Below are 18,298 nucleotides of genomic sequence, written 5' to 3'. Positions count from 1 at the left end.
AGGAGGAAATACATGAATACATTACGAAACGATTTTATGAAATATGTATCTTCCAATGTATTAGGAATGCTCGCTATTTCCTTATACGTACTCGCAGATACGTATTTTATCTCTGCCTGTTTAGGTAGCAATGGACTAGCTTCCTTAAATATCGCAATACCTGTATATAATCTAATGTCTGCCTTTGCCTTGTTATTGGGGATTGGTTCTGCCACACGATTTACTATTTTACATAGTCAGAAAAGAAATGCAGAAGCTTCTTCTTTATTTAGCTTTACATTTCTTTTTGGAACACTTTCTGGAATTTTATTATGTATGACAGGTATTCTTTTTAGCGAAGACATCGCATCTATATTAGGTGCAAATGGAGAAATATTGCCAACAACTACTTTATATTTAAAAACCATTTTATGCTTTGCCCCTTTTTTCATCTTGAATAATATTATGATTGCTTATCTTAGAAATGACAATGATCCGAAACTAGCTATGAGCGGGATGTTAATTGGAAGTTTATCAAATATCATTTTGGATTATGTTTTTATGTACCCACTTAACTGGGGTATTTTTGGTGCCGCTTTTGCGACTGGATTAGCTCCTATCATCAGTCTATGTATTTTATCTATTCATTTTTTTAAAAAAACAAATTCTTTAAAGTTTGTTTTAAAAGATTTGAAAATCTCTTATTTAAAAACCATATTTACCTTAGGCTTCTCTTCTTTTATAAATGAATTTTCTTCAGGAATCGTTTTAATTGTTTTTAACTTTTTACTCTTGGCACAAGCTGGCAATATTGCAGTTGCTGCTTATGGCATCATTGCCAATTTATCTTTGGTTTCGATTGCGATATTTACAGGTATATCTCTGGGCTGTCAACCTTTGATCAGTCGATGTTATGGTAAAAAAGAAACAAATAATATCAATCATTTATTAACATTATCTTTAAAAGTATCTTTTATCGTTAGTATCCTTCTTATTCTTCTTGTATATCTATTTACAGGAGATATCATTGCGATTTTTAACAGTGAAAACAATCAGACTCTTGCTAATTTTGCTTCAGATGGATTACGTATTTACTTTCTTGGTTTCTTATTTACAGGCATCAATATTTCTACTATCAGCTGGCTAGCCGCCATTGAAAAAAGCAAATACTCATCTATTTTAGCTTTATTTAGAGGATTTTTTGGAATTATTTTATGCGCCTTTCTTTTATCTATATGTTTTGGTATAACAGGTATATGGCTAGCTTTCCCTGTTTGTGAGTTGTTTTGTGCTCTTTTAGCCATCTTTTATCTATGGCATATCAAAAAGAATAAGCAAGTATAAAAGATCATGATAATACTTTTTTTGAAAGATAAAAAATTTAACAAATAATCGAGTAGGAAGTAATTGATTAGTTCAATTACTGTCCTCTCACACCACCGTGCATGCCGTTCGGCACACGGCGGTTCAGATTTATACTAGAATATGTATTTTCTGATATTGGTCTAACATGGATGTTAGACCTCTTTTCTTTAGTATCTTATTGGATATTGCCACTTTTAAAAATGTGCTTGCACATCTTGCATAGCCCTTTCGGCTGTTTGACCATGACCTGCTTTTCCATTCTTCTATTCCTAATCGTTTTAATGCATGATGTTTCGTTCTTATTCTTTTCCATTGCTTCCATATGCACATCCGGATACGAAACCGTATGTTTCTATCTATTTCTCGACATATCTCTCTGAAGTTTCCTATTCTAAAATAATTTACCCATCCTACGATACACTGTTTTATCTTACCTAACCGGTAGTCCATTTCCACTGACCAGCTTCTCTGTGTCAGCTTTTTTAATTTCATTTTCAGCTTCTGTATCGCCTTTTCATGTGGCTTTGCTTTCCATAATCCATCTGTTAGGTCTTTATAGAATCCAAATCCCAGATATTTTATTTCATTCGGCTTTGATACTTTGCTTTTAGTCATGTTTACTTTTAATCCTAATTTCTTTTCTATAAATTTGAACACATTCTCCATGACTCTATCTGCTGCCTTTGAACTTCCTACCAAGATAATGCAGTCATCCGCATACCTCACAAAATTCAGTCCTCTTGCCTCCAGTTCTTTATCAAGCTCGTTCAACATAATATTACTCAATAACGGAGACAGATTTCCTCCCTGTGGTGTTCCTATGACGGATTCTCGATATTCATCATTTATCATGATTCCACTTTTTAGATATTTCCTAATCAGAGATACGATTTCTCCATCCTTCACATCTTTCATGATTAACGTAATCAGCTTGTCATGATTTACATTGTCAAAGAACTTCTCTAAATCTATGTCTACTATCCAGTGAAAGCCATCGTTCATATACTCCAGCACCTTGATAATTGCCATCTCGCAACATTTCTTTGGTCGAAAACCATAGCTATGTTCATGGAATTTAGGTTCATAAATTGGTGTGAGCACCTGCAGGATTGCTTGCTGGATAAATCTGTCTACTACTGTTGGTATTCCTAGATTTCTTACTCCTCCATCTGCTTTTGGAATCTCTACTCGTTTTACTGGTTGTGGTTTATACTTTTTGTTACGTATCTGTTCTTTTATTTCCTTCCCGTATTTCCCCAAATACGCTCCCAGCTCTGTATATTCCACTCCATCTATTCCTACTGCACCTTTATTCTTTACTACACGCTCATATGCAGTTTGCAGATTTGTAAAATGTAACATCTGTTCCAATAATCTTTCCTCTGTTTTCATATTCCGTTATCTCCATTTCTTCGCTATGTATGCACTGACTTCCACTTTCATCCGTTCTTTGTCTACTCATGGTCCTAGTCTGTTCACTGTTTCGTGGTTTCGTACATACCTTCAATTTCATTTTCAATAACTGCTAAATCTGTTCTGTCCTTCACTCCATTCCCATTACAGGAATTTCCTCGCTACTATGACGTCTGCTGACTTCTTGCAGTTCGTTGTTACTAGGTTTTTTTTCCTCTGCAAGACCTCCCAAGATAAGGTCATACCTCTTTCCCTCCATATATCTGCCACATTTACATATCACAGTTTTATCCGCAACTCTTTTGGACTTTGTGTTGTTTGGCACACTCATCCCCATGATATGCCTGATGTGATTCGTATTCCTCAGACCGGAGTTTTGCCTCTGTCTTCCTTCAGATTCCACCTCACGATGGACACCCTTGACTTTGGCTAGTGGTTGGCGGTTGCGATGAACGCCCCCACAGTGGACTTTCACCACCTAGATGTATGCCATGCTTAGCGTACCACAAGAAAAAGTGGCTCCAAAATAGCATGTGATTTTGGAACCATTTTTTAAAAAGAATTTTTTACATATTATAGACACAAAATTAAAATAAGCAAGGCGAGAATTCCTGCAATTAATAATCTTCCTCTATTGTAAGACTGTGCAAAACTCTTTGAAATAGAATATTTTTCTCCACTTTCTTTAAACTTTCTTAGGTTTTATTTATTCATGATTTTCACTCCTTTTATTTTTTAATGTGAAAAGATAACTGTTAAACACTGAAAGATTTAACGTATAACAGAAACAAAACCATGGTTATCATCTCCTGCTATATTTATGTTTAAGGATTATTTTACCACAATCCTTAATCTATATTAGTTTCTTACTTTTTTGTAAACATCTTTTTGTATCATTCTACTTAATATATACCATTTCCCCATAATGAACACAATAGATTTCATATATAACCTCTTGATTTTTTTCGTTAAATCTACTACAAATAAAGCACCCAAATGGGTGCTATTGAAATACTACGAATTTAGTAGATCTATATTTTATTTTTCCAACATAATTATTTTGCTTCTTTGATTGCCTGTTTGATAGATGCAAACATCATACACAATGCTACAAATAAAAGTATATGGGAAACTCCGCCAATTCCTGCAATCATCCCATTCATTCCACTTGTTATTCCACTTCCTGTGACTTGCAAGATTCCTCTTAAAATAAACATACCAACCATTACAGGAAGACCAATATTATATACTATAAAGAAACGTGAAAACCATTTACTGTCTAGTATAGAAAAGTTTTTAGTTAATACTAACAACAAAAGAAACAAGAAAGTACCTAATACCAGGAAATGTACATGCACATAAGATAATGTTGTTATTCCTGTAAAGTTAAATATCTTTGTAAATTCTCTATAAAAAACACCTCCTGCCATCGCCAGTAAAAAATAAATAAACGATGCTGTATATATTTTTTTCATCTGTTATACCCTCTTTCTATTTCCATATTATTATAATGATGCTATATTTTTACGTCAATTTATTTACTTCTGCATTTCTATAAATAAAATCAATGAGGTTAGAAAATTGAAAAAAAGAGATTAGAATCAATCATGTTCTAATCTCTATCTTTAATTTAATTATTTGCCCCTTTTACTTTCGCTAAACCTGCACGAAGCATTACTGTTGATGTGTAAACTGTAACACATACAACGATCCATTTCAATACATCAAGTGGAAGTGATTTAATCAAAATAGAAGCTACTAAAGTCGCAATAGAACCAAAAATACACATAGATAATGCAGATTTACGGTTATATGCTCCTTCTTTAATGAATTTTACAGAAGCAGGTGGCATCAAGAATGCACATGAACCCATCATGATAGGGAATGCTACATCTGGTGACATACCTAACATATAAACAAGTACCATACATGGATTGTATAAGCCAACACCAGCAGTCATTAAAGCACCTAACACAAAGTTTACGATTCCTGCAAATACAAGTTTAACTCCAGAAAGTCCAATAGCAGTACCACCGATTGGGAATAATCCTAATAAACTAGCTAACATAATCAAAGCTGTACAAGCCAATGCAAATCCCATTACCAAACGAATTTTCTTTTCAGACATGCGAGAAATTACACCAGCTCCCAAAATAGCTCCCAGCATAGCTGCTACCAACATAACAACCAATGTTAAAGCTTCAACTTTTACAATAGTTGTGAAAATCAATGCCTGTAATAATACTGGAATTGTATTGGCAACATTCATTGTTCCTGGAATCAGTTTATCTCTTGTTTGTTTTGTAAATTTCAATAAAGCTGTCTGCGGTGCAAATGCTCCAATTCCAAGTGGATCAAAGAAGTTAACGATTGCCCCAATAACACCAGTTATCCAGAAGTTTGTTTCTTTTTCAAATTCATCTTTATGTTTAAATAAGTCGTATGCAAAGAATGCAGCATATCCAACTAATAAAATAACTAATAATGTAATAATAATAGTAGTAATATTCATAACCATCTCTCTATCTTTCAATAAATTCTTCTTTTAAATTAAATGAGTTCTATTTAGACATTTCTCTAGATTTATCAGCACAAGCTTTCATTCCCTGCATAATGCTTGAACGAAAACCTGTTTCTTCCAATTTTGCTACTGCAGCAATTGTAGTTCCTCCTGGAGAACAAACCATATCTTTCAATTCCCCTGGATGTTTTCCTGTTTCAAGAACCATTTTTGCACTTCCTAGTACAGACTGTGCTGCAAATTTGTAAGCCTGAGGTCTAGGCATACCTTCAACTACAGCTGCATCAGCCATAGCTTCAATCAGCATATATACATAGGCAGGTGAAGATCCACTAACAGCTGTTACTGCATCCATCAAATGTTCAGGTACGATTTCGCATTTACCAAAACTGTTGAAGATTGCGACAATTTCTTCTGTTTCTTCTTTTGATACATTTTTAGCTGGTGCGATTGCAGCCATACCTTCTCCAACTAGTGCAGGTGTATTTGGCATTGTTTTAACAACTTTAATTTCTTTTCCAAATAGTTCTGCTACTGCTGCTGAAGACTGTCCAGCCGCTATAACAACGATAATTACATCTTCTTTTACAACATCCTTAATCTGATTGATAACTACTGGATAAAGGAAAGGTTTTACAGATAATACGATAATATCACATTCTTTAGCTAATTCAGCATTATCTGTTGTTGTATTTACCCCATAGCTTTCTTTCATTTTATTAAGACTTGCTTCATTAATATCTGATACATAAATATTTTCTTTAGCAGTTAGGGAAGCTTTGATGATCCCACCGATCATAGCACCTCCCATATTTCCACTACCGATAAACCCAATCTTTTTACTCATAATCTATGTTCCTTTCAAATTAGTCAAAACTTTGTTCTGTACGGTTAATAATTTCATCCTGTAATTCTTTGCTTAAATTACGGAAGTGATCAGAATATCCAGCTACACGTACGATCAAATCACGATATTCTGCAGGATTCTGCTGTGCTTTAATTAATGTTTCACGATCGATAACGTTGAACTGAATATGATGTCCATCCATATTAAAGTAAGAACGAATTAGATTTGCCATATTTGTTAAACCTTCTTCTCCAGCAACTACAGCAGGAGTAAATTTCTGGTTCAACAATGTTCCACCTGTAGAAAGGTGATCCATTTTACTAGCTGAGCGGATAACGGAAGTTGGTCCATGAACGTCTGCAGCTTTTTCTGGAGAAATACCTTCACTAACTGGTTTGTGTGCTTTACGTCCATTTGGAGAAGCAAGCATAACTTCACCGAAATAAACATGACATGTAGTTGGAAGCATATTGATTCTCCACTGTCCATTACGCATGTTCGGACGTCCTGTAATTGTATCTTTATAGAATGTGAATACTTCCTTCATAATAGAATCTGCATAGTCATCATCGTTTCCATATTTTGGAGTTTTACGAGATACAAGGTTATAAATCAATGCATTTTCTTCCCCTTCAAAGTTAGCATCCATTGCACGCATCAATTCTGCCATTGTAAATTTCTTTTCATCATATACATTATATTTAATTGCAGCAAGAGAGTCTGTAATTGTACCGATACCAACACCCTGTAAATAGTTTGTATTGTATCTAGCACCACCAGCATTGTAATCTTTTCCACTTGAAATACAATCATCAGTAATAATTGACAAGAATGGAGCTGGCATATATTTTGCATAAATACGAGTAATCATGTTGCTACCTTTTACTTTTATATCTGCAAAATATTCAATCTGTTTCTTATATGCATCAAATAATTCATCATATGTTTTGAAATCTTCTGCATTACCAAGTTTTAGACCTAACTGTTTTCCACCAACTGGATCAAATCCATTGTGCATTGTAATTTCCAAAATTTTTGGAAGGTTGAAATATCCCTGAAGGATGTAAGCTTCACGTCCAAATGCACCTGTTTCAACACATCCAGATGTTCCACCACGACGAGCATCTTCAATAGATTTTCCTGCGTTCAATAATTCCTGAATAATTGCTTCTGTGTTATAGAAGGCAGGCTGTCCCCAACCTTTACGGCTAATTTCACAAGCTCTTTTTAAGAACTTCATTGGTGTTTTCTTAGAAATCTGTACATTACTTGATGGCTGTAATAACTTCATTTCATCCATTACATCCAAAATCAAATAAGATACATCGTTAACTCCATCTTCTCCATCTGCTGTAATACCACCAGTGTTGATATTAGCAAAGTCAGTATATGTTGAAGATTCTTTTAAAGTGATACCTACTTTTGGAGGAGCTGGCTGGTTGTTAAATTTAACCCATAGACATTCTAACAATTCTTTTGCTTTTGTTTTATCCAAACGTCCAGCTTCGATATCTGCTTCATAGAATGGATTTAAATGCTGATCCAAACGTCCTGGAGAATAAGCATCCCATGGGTTTAATTCTGTTGTAACCCCTAAATGTACAAACCAGTACATCTGAATAGCCTGCCAGTATGTCTGTGGTTTATGTGCAGGTACTACATCACAGTTTGCCGCAATCTGTAACAATTCTTCTTTACGAGCTGAATCTGTTTCTTTTTCAGCCATTTCTCTAGCTAATTTCGCATAACGTTCACCAAGAATCATAATTGCATCACACATGATGCTCATACCACGAAGTTCATCTCTTTTTTCGATTGCTTCTGGATCATTTAAATAATCAATAGAATCCAATGCTTTTTTGATATCATTTTGATAATCTAAGAAACCTTTTGCATAAATTTTTTCAGAACCTACTGTATGCCCTGGACCACGCTGTTCCATAAATTCAGTGAAGATACCTGCTTCATAGCAATCTCTCCATTCCTGAGACATAGAGTTAATAATTTTATGACGGATAGAGCGTTTTTCCCAGAATGGAATAATAACTTCTTCCTGCTGTTTTAAATCCTGATCGCTAACTTTAAAACAAATTAGTTCACGATCATTCATAACCTTCATATCTTCCAAAGTATGACAGCATAACTCTGGGAATGTTGGTGTAGACTGTGGACCAGCCCCTTTATCCCCAACAATCAATTCTCCATCTTCAATTGTGATTGTTTTACGTGAGAAAATTTCTTTCATAGAAAGTGCACGAAGTTCTGGAATTGATACTTCACCTTCGTATTTTTTATAAGCATCTGTCATCAACATTGCACGTTCCATAAAAATGTGTGGTGTAGTTTCTTCACTTTGAAGTCTAAGCTTTTTGATACGATCATTCATTCCTCTAAGTTCCATTGTTTATCCTCCTATCTTCACCTGTTTGAAACCATGTTCCTCAAATAGAACTTTCAGCTTTTCCATATGCTCTTTGCTAGGCACTTTTAAATCTTTTGCTGGATATTCACGCCCCAGCTTTTCATACTTACTGCTTCCCGTATTGTGATATGGCAATAAATTTACCTTTACAATTCCGATTCTTTCTTTTAGATATTTGATAATATCCATCATTGTTTCTTCATCACTGTTTACAGGTTCTACAACCGGAATTCGAATATTGATATTAGCATTGTTATCAGCTAAAAATTCCAAATTACGTAAAATTAAATCATTTGATTTTCCCATATACTTCTGATGTACTTCATCATCTAATGTTTTGATATCATATAAGAATGTATCAACATATGGCAATAATCGCTCATAATTTTCTTTTGGTGCATAACCACAGGTATCAATTGCGATATTATAATCTTTTTCTTTTAATGCTTTGCATAATTCTTCCAGATATTCCATATCCTGTGTCATAACTTCTCCACCTGATAAAGTTACTCCACCGCCACTTTCTTCATAAAAGTGAGCATCTTTATTGATGATTTTCATCAATTCTTTAATGCTGTAAGTTTTCCCTACAATTTCACGATTATTTTGAACACAATAATCTAAACAATCTGCACACAATACACATTTTGAAGGATCTGTGTGGGCTATTCCATCACTTTCCACTGTAATAGCATCATGTGTACATGCTTTCTCGCAATATCCACATCCCGTACACTTTTCTTTTGTAAACATTAATTCAGGGGTATATTTCTGACTTTCTGGATTGTGACACCACCAGCAGTTCAACAAACACCCTTTGAAGAAAACTGTTGTACGAATGCCATCTCCGTCATGTACAGAATATTTCTGAATATTCACTATGGTAGGCTCTTTCATATCGTCTCTCCTGTTTCTTTAAAAAGGTTTGGGGTATTAATCGTAATGAATTTTACAACCTTGTTTGTCTGATTACTCCAGTTATGCGCTCTTGTAGAAAGATAATGTGCACAATCGCCAGGATATAGATCATAAACTTCGTTTTCAACCTTCAAAGTTAAAATCCCCTCTAAAACATAAACGAATTCCTCTCCTTCATGAGAATATGTTAAAGATTCTTCTACTTCTTTCTGCGGAAGGATTTCTACCAGTTTTGGTAACATTTCAGCCTGGGTAACCATATTTGTCATTAAATATTCAATGATGGAACCACCCTCAATTCTAAGAATTTCTTTTTCGTAGCTTCTTAGCACTACTTTTTCTTTTGATTTTGGCTGATCCATGAAGTAACTCATTTCTACATTTAAAGCCTTTGCGACTTTTTTTAATGTATCTTGAGCAATTGATGTTAATCCTCGTTCCAGCTGTGATAAAAAGCCAATGGATAAATCGGTTGCTTCACTAATATCCTTAAGTGTCATCTTATTTTCCGTACGCTTTTGTTTTATCAGTTCTCCAATATTCTTATTCATTACTTCCCTCCTCGTCTTTACATTACTAATTATATATTTCACAAGTGAAGCTGTCTATACTCTTCTTAAATTTTTACCTCAATTTGTTAAAAAAATAACAAAAATAAGCCAATTTCATATAAAAAAGAATTTAATATACCATCTTTTTACCTTATTTTCTATTGATTTGCTTAAAAACTTTTGATTCACTAATGAAAACGGTGTCATTTTTCACAAGTAATCTATTTAAACGTACTTTCTTCTATGCACTTTATTGTTACATTTTGAATACTTTATAAATAAAAAAAACGGCCGATATAGAGCCGTTATAATACATATTTGGTGCAGGAGAAGAGATTTGAACTCTCACGCGATTGCTCGCACTGCCGCCTGAAGACAGCGTGTCTGCCATTCCACCACTCCTGCAGTACCATATACTAGTATATGATACTATTTATTGTCTTTTTTGTCTATAGTTTTTTGTAAATTGCGATAATGATTACCCAAATAAATTATAGTATTTTAGACGAAATTTTCGTTCAAATAAATACGATAAAAAAGCACTTTCAGGACATCAGCCATACGTTTTTTTACTATGTGGAAAACTTTTTTTCAAAACTTAAAGCATTAAATGCTGATTGAGGGGAAAGTGCCTTGTGAAAGGTTATAGTCAAGCTTTAGAGGCATTCATTGGCTGCTCTAAATCATATGAGACTTGTTGAAACAGGACAGACAAAAGTCCTTGTCATGCCTTTGAAATTAAAGATTATACAAACAGAAATATTGTGATGTATCATTGAAAAGAGTTGGCTTGCACTGAGATAGTTCTATTTTTCTTTATACTCTAAAATCATTTCCTCTGTCAAATACTCATCGCTCATACAGTGCAGATCCGATACTCCTTCGCTGATTAGACGATAAATGGTTGAGTGATAGAAAAAGCTTAAGGCCTCATCCAAGGATAAGTTTTCTTTTTTCGAAAATCGCTCAATAATTCGAGTATATTTTTTTTGTAATAAAATAGGATTGGCAATCAAAGCTGTTCACTCCCCTCATAGTGCAAATATTCATCAAGAGCTTTCTGTGTTCGAAAACATATTTGTAAGTTTGGCTTTTCATAGCGCAGGCGGCGAATAGCTTCCCCTTTGCCAATTAGATTATCAAAATAAAGCTCAACGGTATTAAATACCTTATCATTGGCGACACCGCCAATCACTATATCATAATTAGTTGTATCAGTTCCGCTTCTGCATTTCAAAATGAAGTCGAGCCATTCTTCAGAATAGCTTTCAAATTTCAAAATCTGGAGTTCCTGATAAGCATTTTCATCAAAACTGTAGCGAGAAACAATTCCTTTTTTACCACGACGCTTGAATTTTTCACACCACTTTACTGCCTGTTCATAAATAGGTGTTGTGTAAAAACCACGTCCAAAATCAACATTTTTTCTGGAATGTAATAAATCTGGAGTTTGGACATCCACATAGGAGCCATGATATAAAATCATAATTGGATACCCCTTTCTTCCATTAAACCAATAATATCATCTATGATATAGTCCTTGCTTTGGGTATGAAGCATTTCATACTCTGGTACGATATAGCTATGTAAAATATCGCTTTTTTCAGTCAACGCCCGATAAACTTCTTCGGCATTTTTTCCCAGTCTAATGGCAATATTTTCGATACAGAATACAGCGAATTCCAGCTCATCTGTATTAGTTATTTTAGAGTTATCTAACATGGTTGAAACACCCCCTGTTATTCGTATTTAAAGTAGTTTGTATCATCATAATCTCCAAAATCATCTTTCAAGAAATCTGACTTTTTAATGTACATGTGATTTACCAGCTTTCTTTTTATTTATATTCTATTTTATCTCTACTTGTCGGTGAATAGTAACTAGCGATTTCCATCTAAAAAAAACATCGTAAAGGTTGCCCTAGACAATAACACATCTTCATCATTAAAGATAAATACCTCATATACACCTGTTGTTCTTCCAGCAGAAATCTTCTGTGCAATTCCGATAAGTTTTCCACCTTTTCCTGGCTTTATATAATTTATCGTACCAGATAAAGTTACACTGTCTCTTCCACTTGTAAAACTTGCGGCTCCTGCTGCAGTATCTGCCAAAGAGAATAAAGCCCCACCATGAACAAACCCATGTATATTCAAAATATGCTTATCTATACGCATTTCTACTTTTGCATACCCTTCTTTTACTTCTACCACTTTCATGTCATTGCTTTGCAGATACATACTAGAGGAATTTAATCTTTTTTGTAATTGTTCCATAGATTCCATAATAATTTCTCCATTCTTTATCCTTCTTGTATTTTACCATATCTAATCCACTATATACAAAAAATGATAAAAGAAGGAAGAATACAAACTTCCTCCTTCTTAATTTCTATAATTTTCTCTACTATTTAGAAACTCGGGAGTTTGACACATATAAAATTTCATAAATTTACTATGGCGCTTTAAACAGGCGCTTTTCTTTTACTTTTTTTGTCAAATTTTATGTTCTATTATGTGCTATATTGTGCTATATGTGTTATTATTATATTGGGTGATGAATATGTACGTTGCAATCAATGGCACTGGCAATTCCAAAAGCATTTATATTATGAGTTCTTATCGCAAAAACAATGGTAAAACTTCTAGTCGCATTTTTAGAAAGCTTGGTCGATTAAATGACCTGCTTCCTCAATTTGATAATAATGAAGAAAAATTATTGGAATGGGCTCGTTCTGAAGCTAAAAAGGACACTTTATCCCATCAACAGGATACTGCACCTGTTCTCATACCTTTCTCTAGCGACAAAAAAATCAAAAAAAATGAAGTTTTGTTATTTAATGTTGGCTACCTATTCCTTCAATCCATCTGTTCCAATCTTCATTTTGACAATATTTGTCGTAATATTAAGAATCATCATAAATTCGAATATGATATCCATCGCATCCTCTGCGATCTTGTCTACGCTCGTGTTCTATATCCTTCCAGTAAACGCTCTTCTTTCTCTTTCGCTCATTCTCTGCTGGAACAGCCAAAGTATAAATTACAGGATATCTATCGTTCCTTATCTATATTGGCCGAGGAATCTGATTACATACAGGCGGAAGTTTATCGAAATTCTAACTTTCTTCATAAAAGAAACACAAAAGTTCTTTATTATGACTGTACGAACTATTACTTTGAAATCGAACAAGAAGATGAACTTAAAAAATACGGAAAAAGCAAAGAACATCGTCCAAATCCTATCGTAGGCATGGGGTTATTCATGGATGGAGATGGTTTCCCTTTAGCTTTTGATATCTTTCCCGGAAATCAAAACGAACAGAAATCCTTGAAACCATTAGAACATAAAGTTATTCAGGATTTCGACTGTTCCGAATTCATCTACTGCTCAGACAGTGGACTGGCATCACAGAATAACAAACTGTTCAATGATATAGGAGGAAGATCCTATGTCATTACACAGTCATTAAAAAAATTAAAGAAAGAAGATAGAGATATCGCTTTAAATACGAAACAATATCGAAAAGTAGGAAGCAGCACATTCATTGATTTGAAAGATCTTGATGAAAATGACCCAGAGGTATATGAATCCATCTATTATAAAGAAGTACCTATAGAATCTAAAAAGATATCGGAAACTCTTATCGTTACCTATTCTCCAAAATATAAAGCTTATCAGGAAAAGATAAGACAAGGGCAGATAGACAGAGCAAAAAACATGATAAGTAAAAATGGAAAAATCAAAAAGAATAGAAAAAATCCGAATGATCCAAGCAGATTTACAAAGAGGACTTCCATCACAGCGAATGGAGAAGTAGCAGAAGAAGAAATCTACGAAATCGATCAGGAGGCTATAGATAAAGAAGCAATGTATGATGGTTTCTATGCGGTAAGCACAGATATGGAAGGTGATGTAGCGGAGATCATCGCTATCAACAAACGCAGATGGCAGATCGAAGAGTGCTTTAGAATAATGAAAACGGATTTTGATGCACGACCAATCTATCTGCAAAGAGAAGACAGGATCAAAGCGCATTTCCTGATTTGTTTCTTGTCCCTTCTGATATATCGAATATTAGAATATAAATTAGAGAAAAAATATACATCTGAACAAATAATAGATACATTGAGAAAGATGAACGTAACAAAATTAAAAGAAGGATTAGGATATATACCTTCTTACACACGAACAGATTTAACAGATTTACTGCATGAGTTGTTTGGTTTTGAAACAGACAGAGAAATAATAAAACGATCCACAATGAGAAATATTATCAAATACACAAAAGAACATCATATATAGCACAATTCGTTACAAAGACAAAAAGTGCAAAAAAGCTTAATTCTAAAGTCTTTAATGCACTTTTTTCGCTTTCTAACTGTCAAAGACGAGATTTTACCATATCTAACCCACTATATACAAAAAATGATAAAAGAAGGAAGAATACAAACTTCCTCCTTCTTAATTTCTATAATTTTCTCTACTATTTAGAAACTCTGTTTTTTACTAATTCAAGAACTTCTTCAGCAGTAGACAATGATACAGCTTCTTCAGCAAGTTTTTCCATTTCTGCTTTGCTTAAAGAATTTACCATTTTACGAGCATTTAAAATCTGTGTAGCTGACATTGAGAATTCATCTAATCCTAAACCTAATAAAATAGGAACTGCATTTTCTTCTCCAGCCATTGCTCCACACATACCAGCCCATTTACCTTCTTTATGAGCACCATCAATTGTCATTTTAATTAGACGAAGTACAGATGGGTTATATGGCTGATATAAGTAAGATACATTTTCACTCATACGATCCGCTGCCATAGAATACTGAATCAAGTCATTTGTTCCAATTGAGAAGAAATCCGCATGTTTAGCAAAGTTATCTGCATTTACTGCAGCAGCTGGAATTTCAACCATCATACCTACCTGAATATCATCAGCAACTTTTACACCTTCTGCAATTAATTTCGCTTTTTCTTCTTCATAAATAGCTTTTGCATCACAGAATTCTTTTACTGTCGCAATCATTGGGAACATGATGCATAATTTACCATATACAGAAGCACGAATCAACGCACGAAGCTGTGTACGGAAAATATCTGTTCTATCCAAACATAAACGGATTGCACGATATCCTAAGAATGGATTCATTTCTTCTGGGAATGTGAAGTATTTTAATTTTTTGTCTCCACCAATATCTAGTGTACGAACAACAACACGTTTTCCACCCATTCCTTCTAATACTGCTTTATAAGCTTCAAACTGTTCTTCTTCTGTTGGGAAGTGATCATTATCCATATACAAGAATTCTGTACGGAACAATCCAACTCCTTCTCCACCATTTTTCAATACACCTTCAACATCTTTAAATCCACCAATGTTTCCAGCAAGTTCTACTTCATGTCCATCTTTTGTAACAGATTTTGCATTTACCAATACTTTTAATGCTTCTTTTTCTTCCGCAAATGCTTTTGCTTTTGCTTCATATTCTTTAATTTCTTCTTCTGTTGGATTAATAATTACATTTCCTTCTACAGCATCCAAAATCATTGTATCCCCATGATTTACAGCTGACATAATATCTCCACAACCTACTACTGCAGGAATTTCCAAAGAGTTTGCCATAATTGCAGAGTGACTTGTTTTTCCACCAATAGAAGTCGCAAAACCTTTTACAAAGTGATTTAACTGTGCTGTATCTGATGGAGTCAAATCGTAAGCAACAATGATAGAATCCTCATTAATGCTTGTTAAATCAGGAATTGTCAATCCTAAAAGATTGCATTTTAAACGATAGGTAACATCTTTAATATCTGCAGCACGTTCTCTAAAGTAGTCATTATCCATAGATTCAAACATTGCTACCATCTGAGATGCAACTGTATCAGCAGCAAATTCAGCATTTACTTTATCATTTTCAATCATTGCAATGATCTGAGCAGCAAATTCAGGATCTCCTGCCATCATTAAATGTGCATCAAATACAGCTAGTTCTTCAGCAGATAATCTTTCAGAAGCTCTTTCTTTTACTCCTTCAATATCTGTTTTTGTTTTTTCCAAAGCTGCATTGAACTTTTCAACTTCTTTTGCTGGGTCTCCTTCTTTTTTTACAATTTCAACTTTTGGTGATTCCAGCTTATAAGCCTTTGCGATAGAAATACCGGCAGATGCCGCAATACCTTTCAACATATGTATATCCTCCTCTTGCTAATGATACTATTTAAAAAGTATTTATTAGGGTTTAGTAATCGCTTACTATATACATCCTACATATTTTATAATATCATTTTTTAAGTATTTAAGCAACGATAGAATGCATGCACCGCAATGTTTTTCTGCTGTTCATAATATGGTTTCTCATAAATTCCTTTCCACCAGTTTTTATTAATAGGAACGAAATAATCATTTAAAAGGATTTGACATTGAAATAATGTTAAGTTTACTAAAATTTCTCGTATTTCTTTTGACAAATTTGTCCCCTCATCATAAACCTGTTCTTCTTCTCCACACTTTAAAATTGCTTTTTCCCTACACAGTTTTCCTAAATAATAAATCATTTCTTCAATATCCTGATAGCTTTTCTCCATATTCTCCACCTCTTCATAATTCATTACGAAATGAATCCATAAGAATACAAAATTAAGTGAAAATATTTTAAAAAAAAGCAGAAGAACCTCACTTATCGTCTTCTGCTTGCTTTCTTAATGCTGAATATTCATATCATCCATCATTGTCATTAACATGTCCGCTGTTAATTCAGGTAATACCTCTTTTAATTTTGCCATCAGTTTTTCATCATGATTAATTTCCTGATGCGTATCTTTACCAAACAGCATCGTATGAATTTGTGTTTCTGTAGATGGGTCCCAGTGCTTCATACCATCATGATTTGGATCTCCTGTTTTCGCAAATGCCAAAAATGCCCCAAACATTTCACTTTGCAGTTTTTCTGCATAAGGAATGCTGTTTGTATAAGGTGCTTTTTCAATATTTCCAAAGAAATAAGGAATATCACTGCAATGCCATGCAGCACTTCCTCCATCAAATGGGAAGTCCACATTAAATAAATAATTGTATACAGGTGCTTGATGCAAAGCTGCTTTATCTTTTGTAAATTGATTGTTTAATGTTCTAAATAAGGTGTCAATAACAAGTAAGTCTGCAATCGCATTATTTGGATATGCTTCTTTAAACAAAGAAATCAATTCGTCTGTATTTTCTTTAAATCTTTCTTCTAATGCATGTTTTACCACTTCATCTGATACTTCATGTTTTGCGAATGGAAGAGGCATAAATCCACCAAATTCCCCAAATACAGAACCAATGATTACCGGTGTATTTTTTGACTGATTCGTAAATTCACTCATATTTCCTTCCCCTAAACAGTAATCATCAATACGTGGATTGTTTCCTACATATCCTCCCATTTTCACAACTTCCGGCATAGCCTGTCCATAAGCCATAAATACCTGCTGATATGGCATTGTTTCAAGCTTGTCTATATCGTTTACGCTTAATCCAAGTTTTTCCAGCATTTTGGTAACGATTAAGGTTCCATCTCCATTTTCTCTTGGACATGGAGGCATAAAGTTTCCACCAATTCCAGACATCATGATAGCTTTGTGGAATAACCCTTCTGCTGCAGGAATCTGCATCAATAAACTAATTTTCATTCCACCACCAGATTGTCCAAATAAAGTAACATTATCCGGATCTCCGCCAAAGGCTTCAATATTGTTATGAATCCATGTGAGTGCCTTAACAATATCATCTAGTCCTGCATTTGCAGAATTCTTGTATTTTTCCCCAAATGGCTCTAAATCAAGAAACCCAAGAATATTCAAACGATGATTCAAAGATACACAAACACAATCTTCCTTTGCAATATTTGCCCCATCGTATGCAAGCTGTTCAATAGAGGAACCCGCAAAATAACCTCCTCCATGAATCCATACCATAACTGGTTTCTTTTTATTTACATCCTTTGTCCATATATTTAAAGATAAACAATCTTCATCTTGTGGCCAGTACATATGTGGACACTTCATTTCTCCTTTTGGATTATCCTGCATCATCAAAGGTGCTACACGTCCATAATTCGTCGCATCAAATACACCATCCCAAGAAGATAATTCAGCCATTTGCCATCTTTTCGCATGTGCATAAGGGATTCCTTTATACGTATAAATTCCATCATATTTGTATCCCTTTAACTCCCCGCTTGTTGTTTTAATAATTGGTAATCCATCATATTCAAATCGAACAGTCATACTATCTGCTT

At 34.1% G+C, this 18,298-nt stretch carries 17 protein-coding genes and 1 tRNA gene; 2 read left to right on the top strand and 16 right to left on the bottom strand.

The genetic code is table 11. The annotated features are described in order from the left end of the window. Nucleotides 1-12 precede the first annotated feature (12 nt). Nucleotides 13-1,323, top strand: a complete 1,311-nt coding sequence (locus tag A9CBEGH2_RS00260; protein ID WP_163104101.1) for an MATE family efflux transporter — start codon at nt 13-15, stop codon at nt 1,321-1,323. A gap of 129 nt (nt 1,324-1,452) precedes the next feature. Here the strand turns inward: A9CBEGH2_RS00260 and ltrA are convergent, their stop codons facing one another. The 13 genes from ltrA to A9CBEGH2_RS00200 form a co-directional block, all read right to left on the bottom strand. Further along, nucleotides 1,453-2,736 (bottom strand): group II intron reverse transcriptase/maturase, encoded by a 1,284-nt coding sequence (gene ltrA / locus A9CBEGH2_RS00255; protein ID WP_163104100.1) that lies wholly within the window; start codon nt 2,734-2,736, stop codon nt 1,453-1,455. Between the two features lie 151 nt (nt 2,737-2,887). Then, entirely contained in the window at nt 2,888-3,016 is a 129-nt protein-coding gene (locus tag A9CBEGH2_RS12560; RefSeq protein WP_269473678.1) for a hypothetical protein, read from the bottom strand. A gap of 796 nt (nt 3,017-3,812) precedes the next feature. Next, nucleotides 3,813-4,232: a DUF2871 domain-containing protein gene (locus A9CBEGH2_RS00250; protein ID WP_163104099.1), complete on the bottom strand. Its 420-nt coding sequence runs from the start codon at nt 4,230-4,232 to the stop codon at nt 3,813-3,815. 155 nt (nt 4,233-4,387) lie between these two features. Next, nucleotides 4,388-5,269 carry a sulfite exporter TauE/SafE family protein gene (locus A9CBEGH2_RS00245; RefSeq protein ID WP_115715610.1) on the bottom strand — a complete coding sequence of 294 codons (882 nt, stop codon included), beginning with the start codon at nt 5,267-5,269 and terminating at the stop codon, nt 4,388-4,390. A gap of 49 nt (nt 5,270-5,318) precedes the next feature. Next, the gene (gene proC / locus A9CBEGH2_RS00240; RefSeq protein WP_115715611.1) at nt 5,319-6,125 is read right to left on the bottom strand and encodes a pyrroline-5-carboxylate reductase; all 807 of its coding nucleotides are present in this window, start codon (nt 6,123-6,125) and stop codon (nt 5,319-5,321) included. Between the two features lie 19 nt (nt 6,126-6,144). Then, a complete protein-coding gene (hypD, locus tag A9CBEGH2_RS00235) occupies nt 6,145-8,526 on the bottom strand; it encodes a trans-4-hydroxy-L-proline dehydratase (RefSeq protein ID WP_118277428.1) in 2,382 nt (793 codons plus the stop codon). A 3-nt stretch (nt 8,527-8,529) separates the two neighbouring features. Beyond that, the gene (locus tag A9CBEGH2_RS00230; protein ID WP_115715613.1) at nt 8,530-9,444 is read right to left on the bottom strand and encodes a trans-4-hydroxy-L-proline dehydratase activase; all 915 of its coding nucleotides are present in this window, start codon (nt 9,442-9,444) and stop codon (nt 8,530-8,532) included. Then, a complete protein-coding gene (locus tag A9CBEGH2_RS00225) occupies nt 9,441-10,016 on the bottom strand; it encodes a helix-turn-helix domain-containing protein (RefSeq protein WP_163052469.1) in 576 nt (191 codons plus the stop codon). Before A9CBEGH2_RS00225 ends, A9CBEGH2_RS00230 begins: the two co-directional genes overlap by 4 nt. Before the next feature lie 319 nt (nt 10,017-10,335). Next, nucleotides 10,336-10,421: transfer RNA gene (locus A9CBEGH2_RS00220), tRNA-Leu, on the bottom strand. 401 nt (nt 10,422-10,822) lie between these two features. After that, entirely contained in the window at nt 10,823-11,032 is a 210-nt protein-coding gene (locus tag A9CBEGH2_RS00215) for a DUF3791 domain-containing protein (protein ID WP_115715615.1), read from the bottom strand. Further along, on the bottom strand, nt 11,029-11,502 hold the full coding sequence (locus tag A9CBEGH2_RS00210; protein WP_118277427.1) for a DUF3990 domain-containing protein: 474 nt from the start codon (nt 11,500-11,502) through the stop codon (nt 11,029-11,031). Before A9CBEGH2_RS00210 ends, A9CBEGH2_RS00215 begins: the two co-directional genes overlap by 4 nt. Further along, nucleotides 11,499-11,738: a DUF3791 domain-containing protein gene (locus A9CBEGH2_RS00205; RefSeq protein ID WP_115715617.1), complete on the bottom strand. Its 240-nt coding sequence runs from the start codon at nt 11,736-11,738 to the stop codon at nt 11,499-11,501. Before A9CBEGH2_RS00205 ends, A9CBEGH2_RS00210 begins: the two co-directional genes overlap by 4 nt. 158 nt (nt 11,739-11,896) lie before the next feature. Continuing rightward, entirely contained in the window at nt 11,897-12,301 is a 405-nt protein-coding gene (locus A9CBEGH2_RS00200; RefSeq protein ID WP_115715618.1) for a PaaI family thioesterase, read from the bottom strand. A gap of 277 nt (nt 12,302-12,578) precedes the next feature. Here A9CBEGH2_RS00200 and A9CBEGH2_RS00195 point away from each other — a divergent pair, with 277 nt between their 5' ends. Further along, nucleotides 12,579-14,321, top strand: coding sequence for an IS1634 family transposase (locus A9CBEGH2_RS00195; RefSeq protein ID WP_118277053.1), 1,743 nt, complete (start codon nt 12,579-12,581; stop codon nt 14,319-14,321). Between the two features lie 181 nt (nt 14,322-14,502). Here A9CBEGH2_RS00195 and ptsP read toward each other — a convergent pair whose 3' ends face one another. From ptsP to A9CBEGH2_RS00180, 3 genes are all read right to left on the bottom strand, one after another. Continuing rightward, nucleotides 14,503-16,206 carry a phosphoenolpyruvate--protein phosphotransferase gene (ptsP, locus tag A9CBEGH2_RS00190; protein WP_115715619.1) on the bottom strand — a complete coding sequence of 568 codons (1,704 nt, stop codon included), beginning with the start codon at nt 16,204-16,206 and terminating at the stop codon, nt 14,503-14,505. A 101-nt stretch (nt 16,207-16,307) separates the two neighbouring features. After that, nucleotides 16,308-16,604, bottom strand: coding sequence for an MG284/MPN403 family protein (locus A9CBEGH2_RS00185; protein ID WP_163104098.1), 297 nt, complete (start codon nt 16,602-16,604; stop codon nt 16,308-16,310). A 114-nt stretch (nt 16,605-16,718) separates the two neighbouring features. Continuing rightward, nucleotides 16,719-18,287 carry a carboxylesterase/lipase family protein gene (locus A9CBEGH2_RS00180; protein WP_163104097.1) on the bottom strand — a complete coding sequence of 523 codons (1,569 nt, stop codon included), beginning with the start codon at nt 18,285-18,287 and terminating at the stop codon, nt 16,719-16,721. Nucleotides 18,288-18,298: the final 11 nt, after the last annotated feature.

It is taken from the genome of Amedibacterium intestinale (assembly GCF_010537335.1).
Classification (GTDB): Bacteria; Bacillota_I; Bacilli_A; order Erysipelotrichales; family Erysipelotrichaceae; genus Amedibacterium; species Amedibacterium intestinale.
This window is presented reverse-complemented; position numbering and strand designations above follow the sequence as displayed.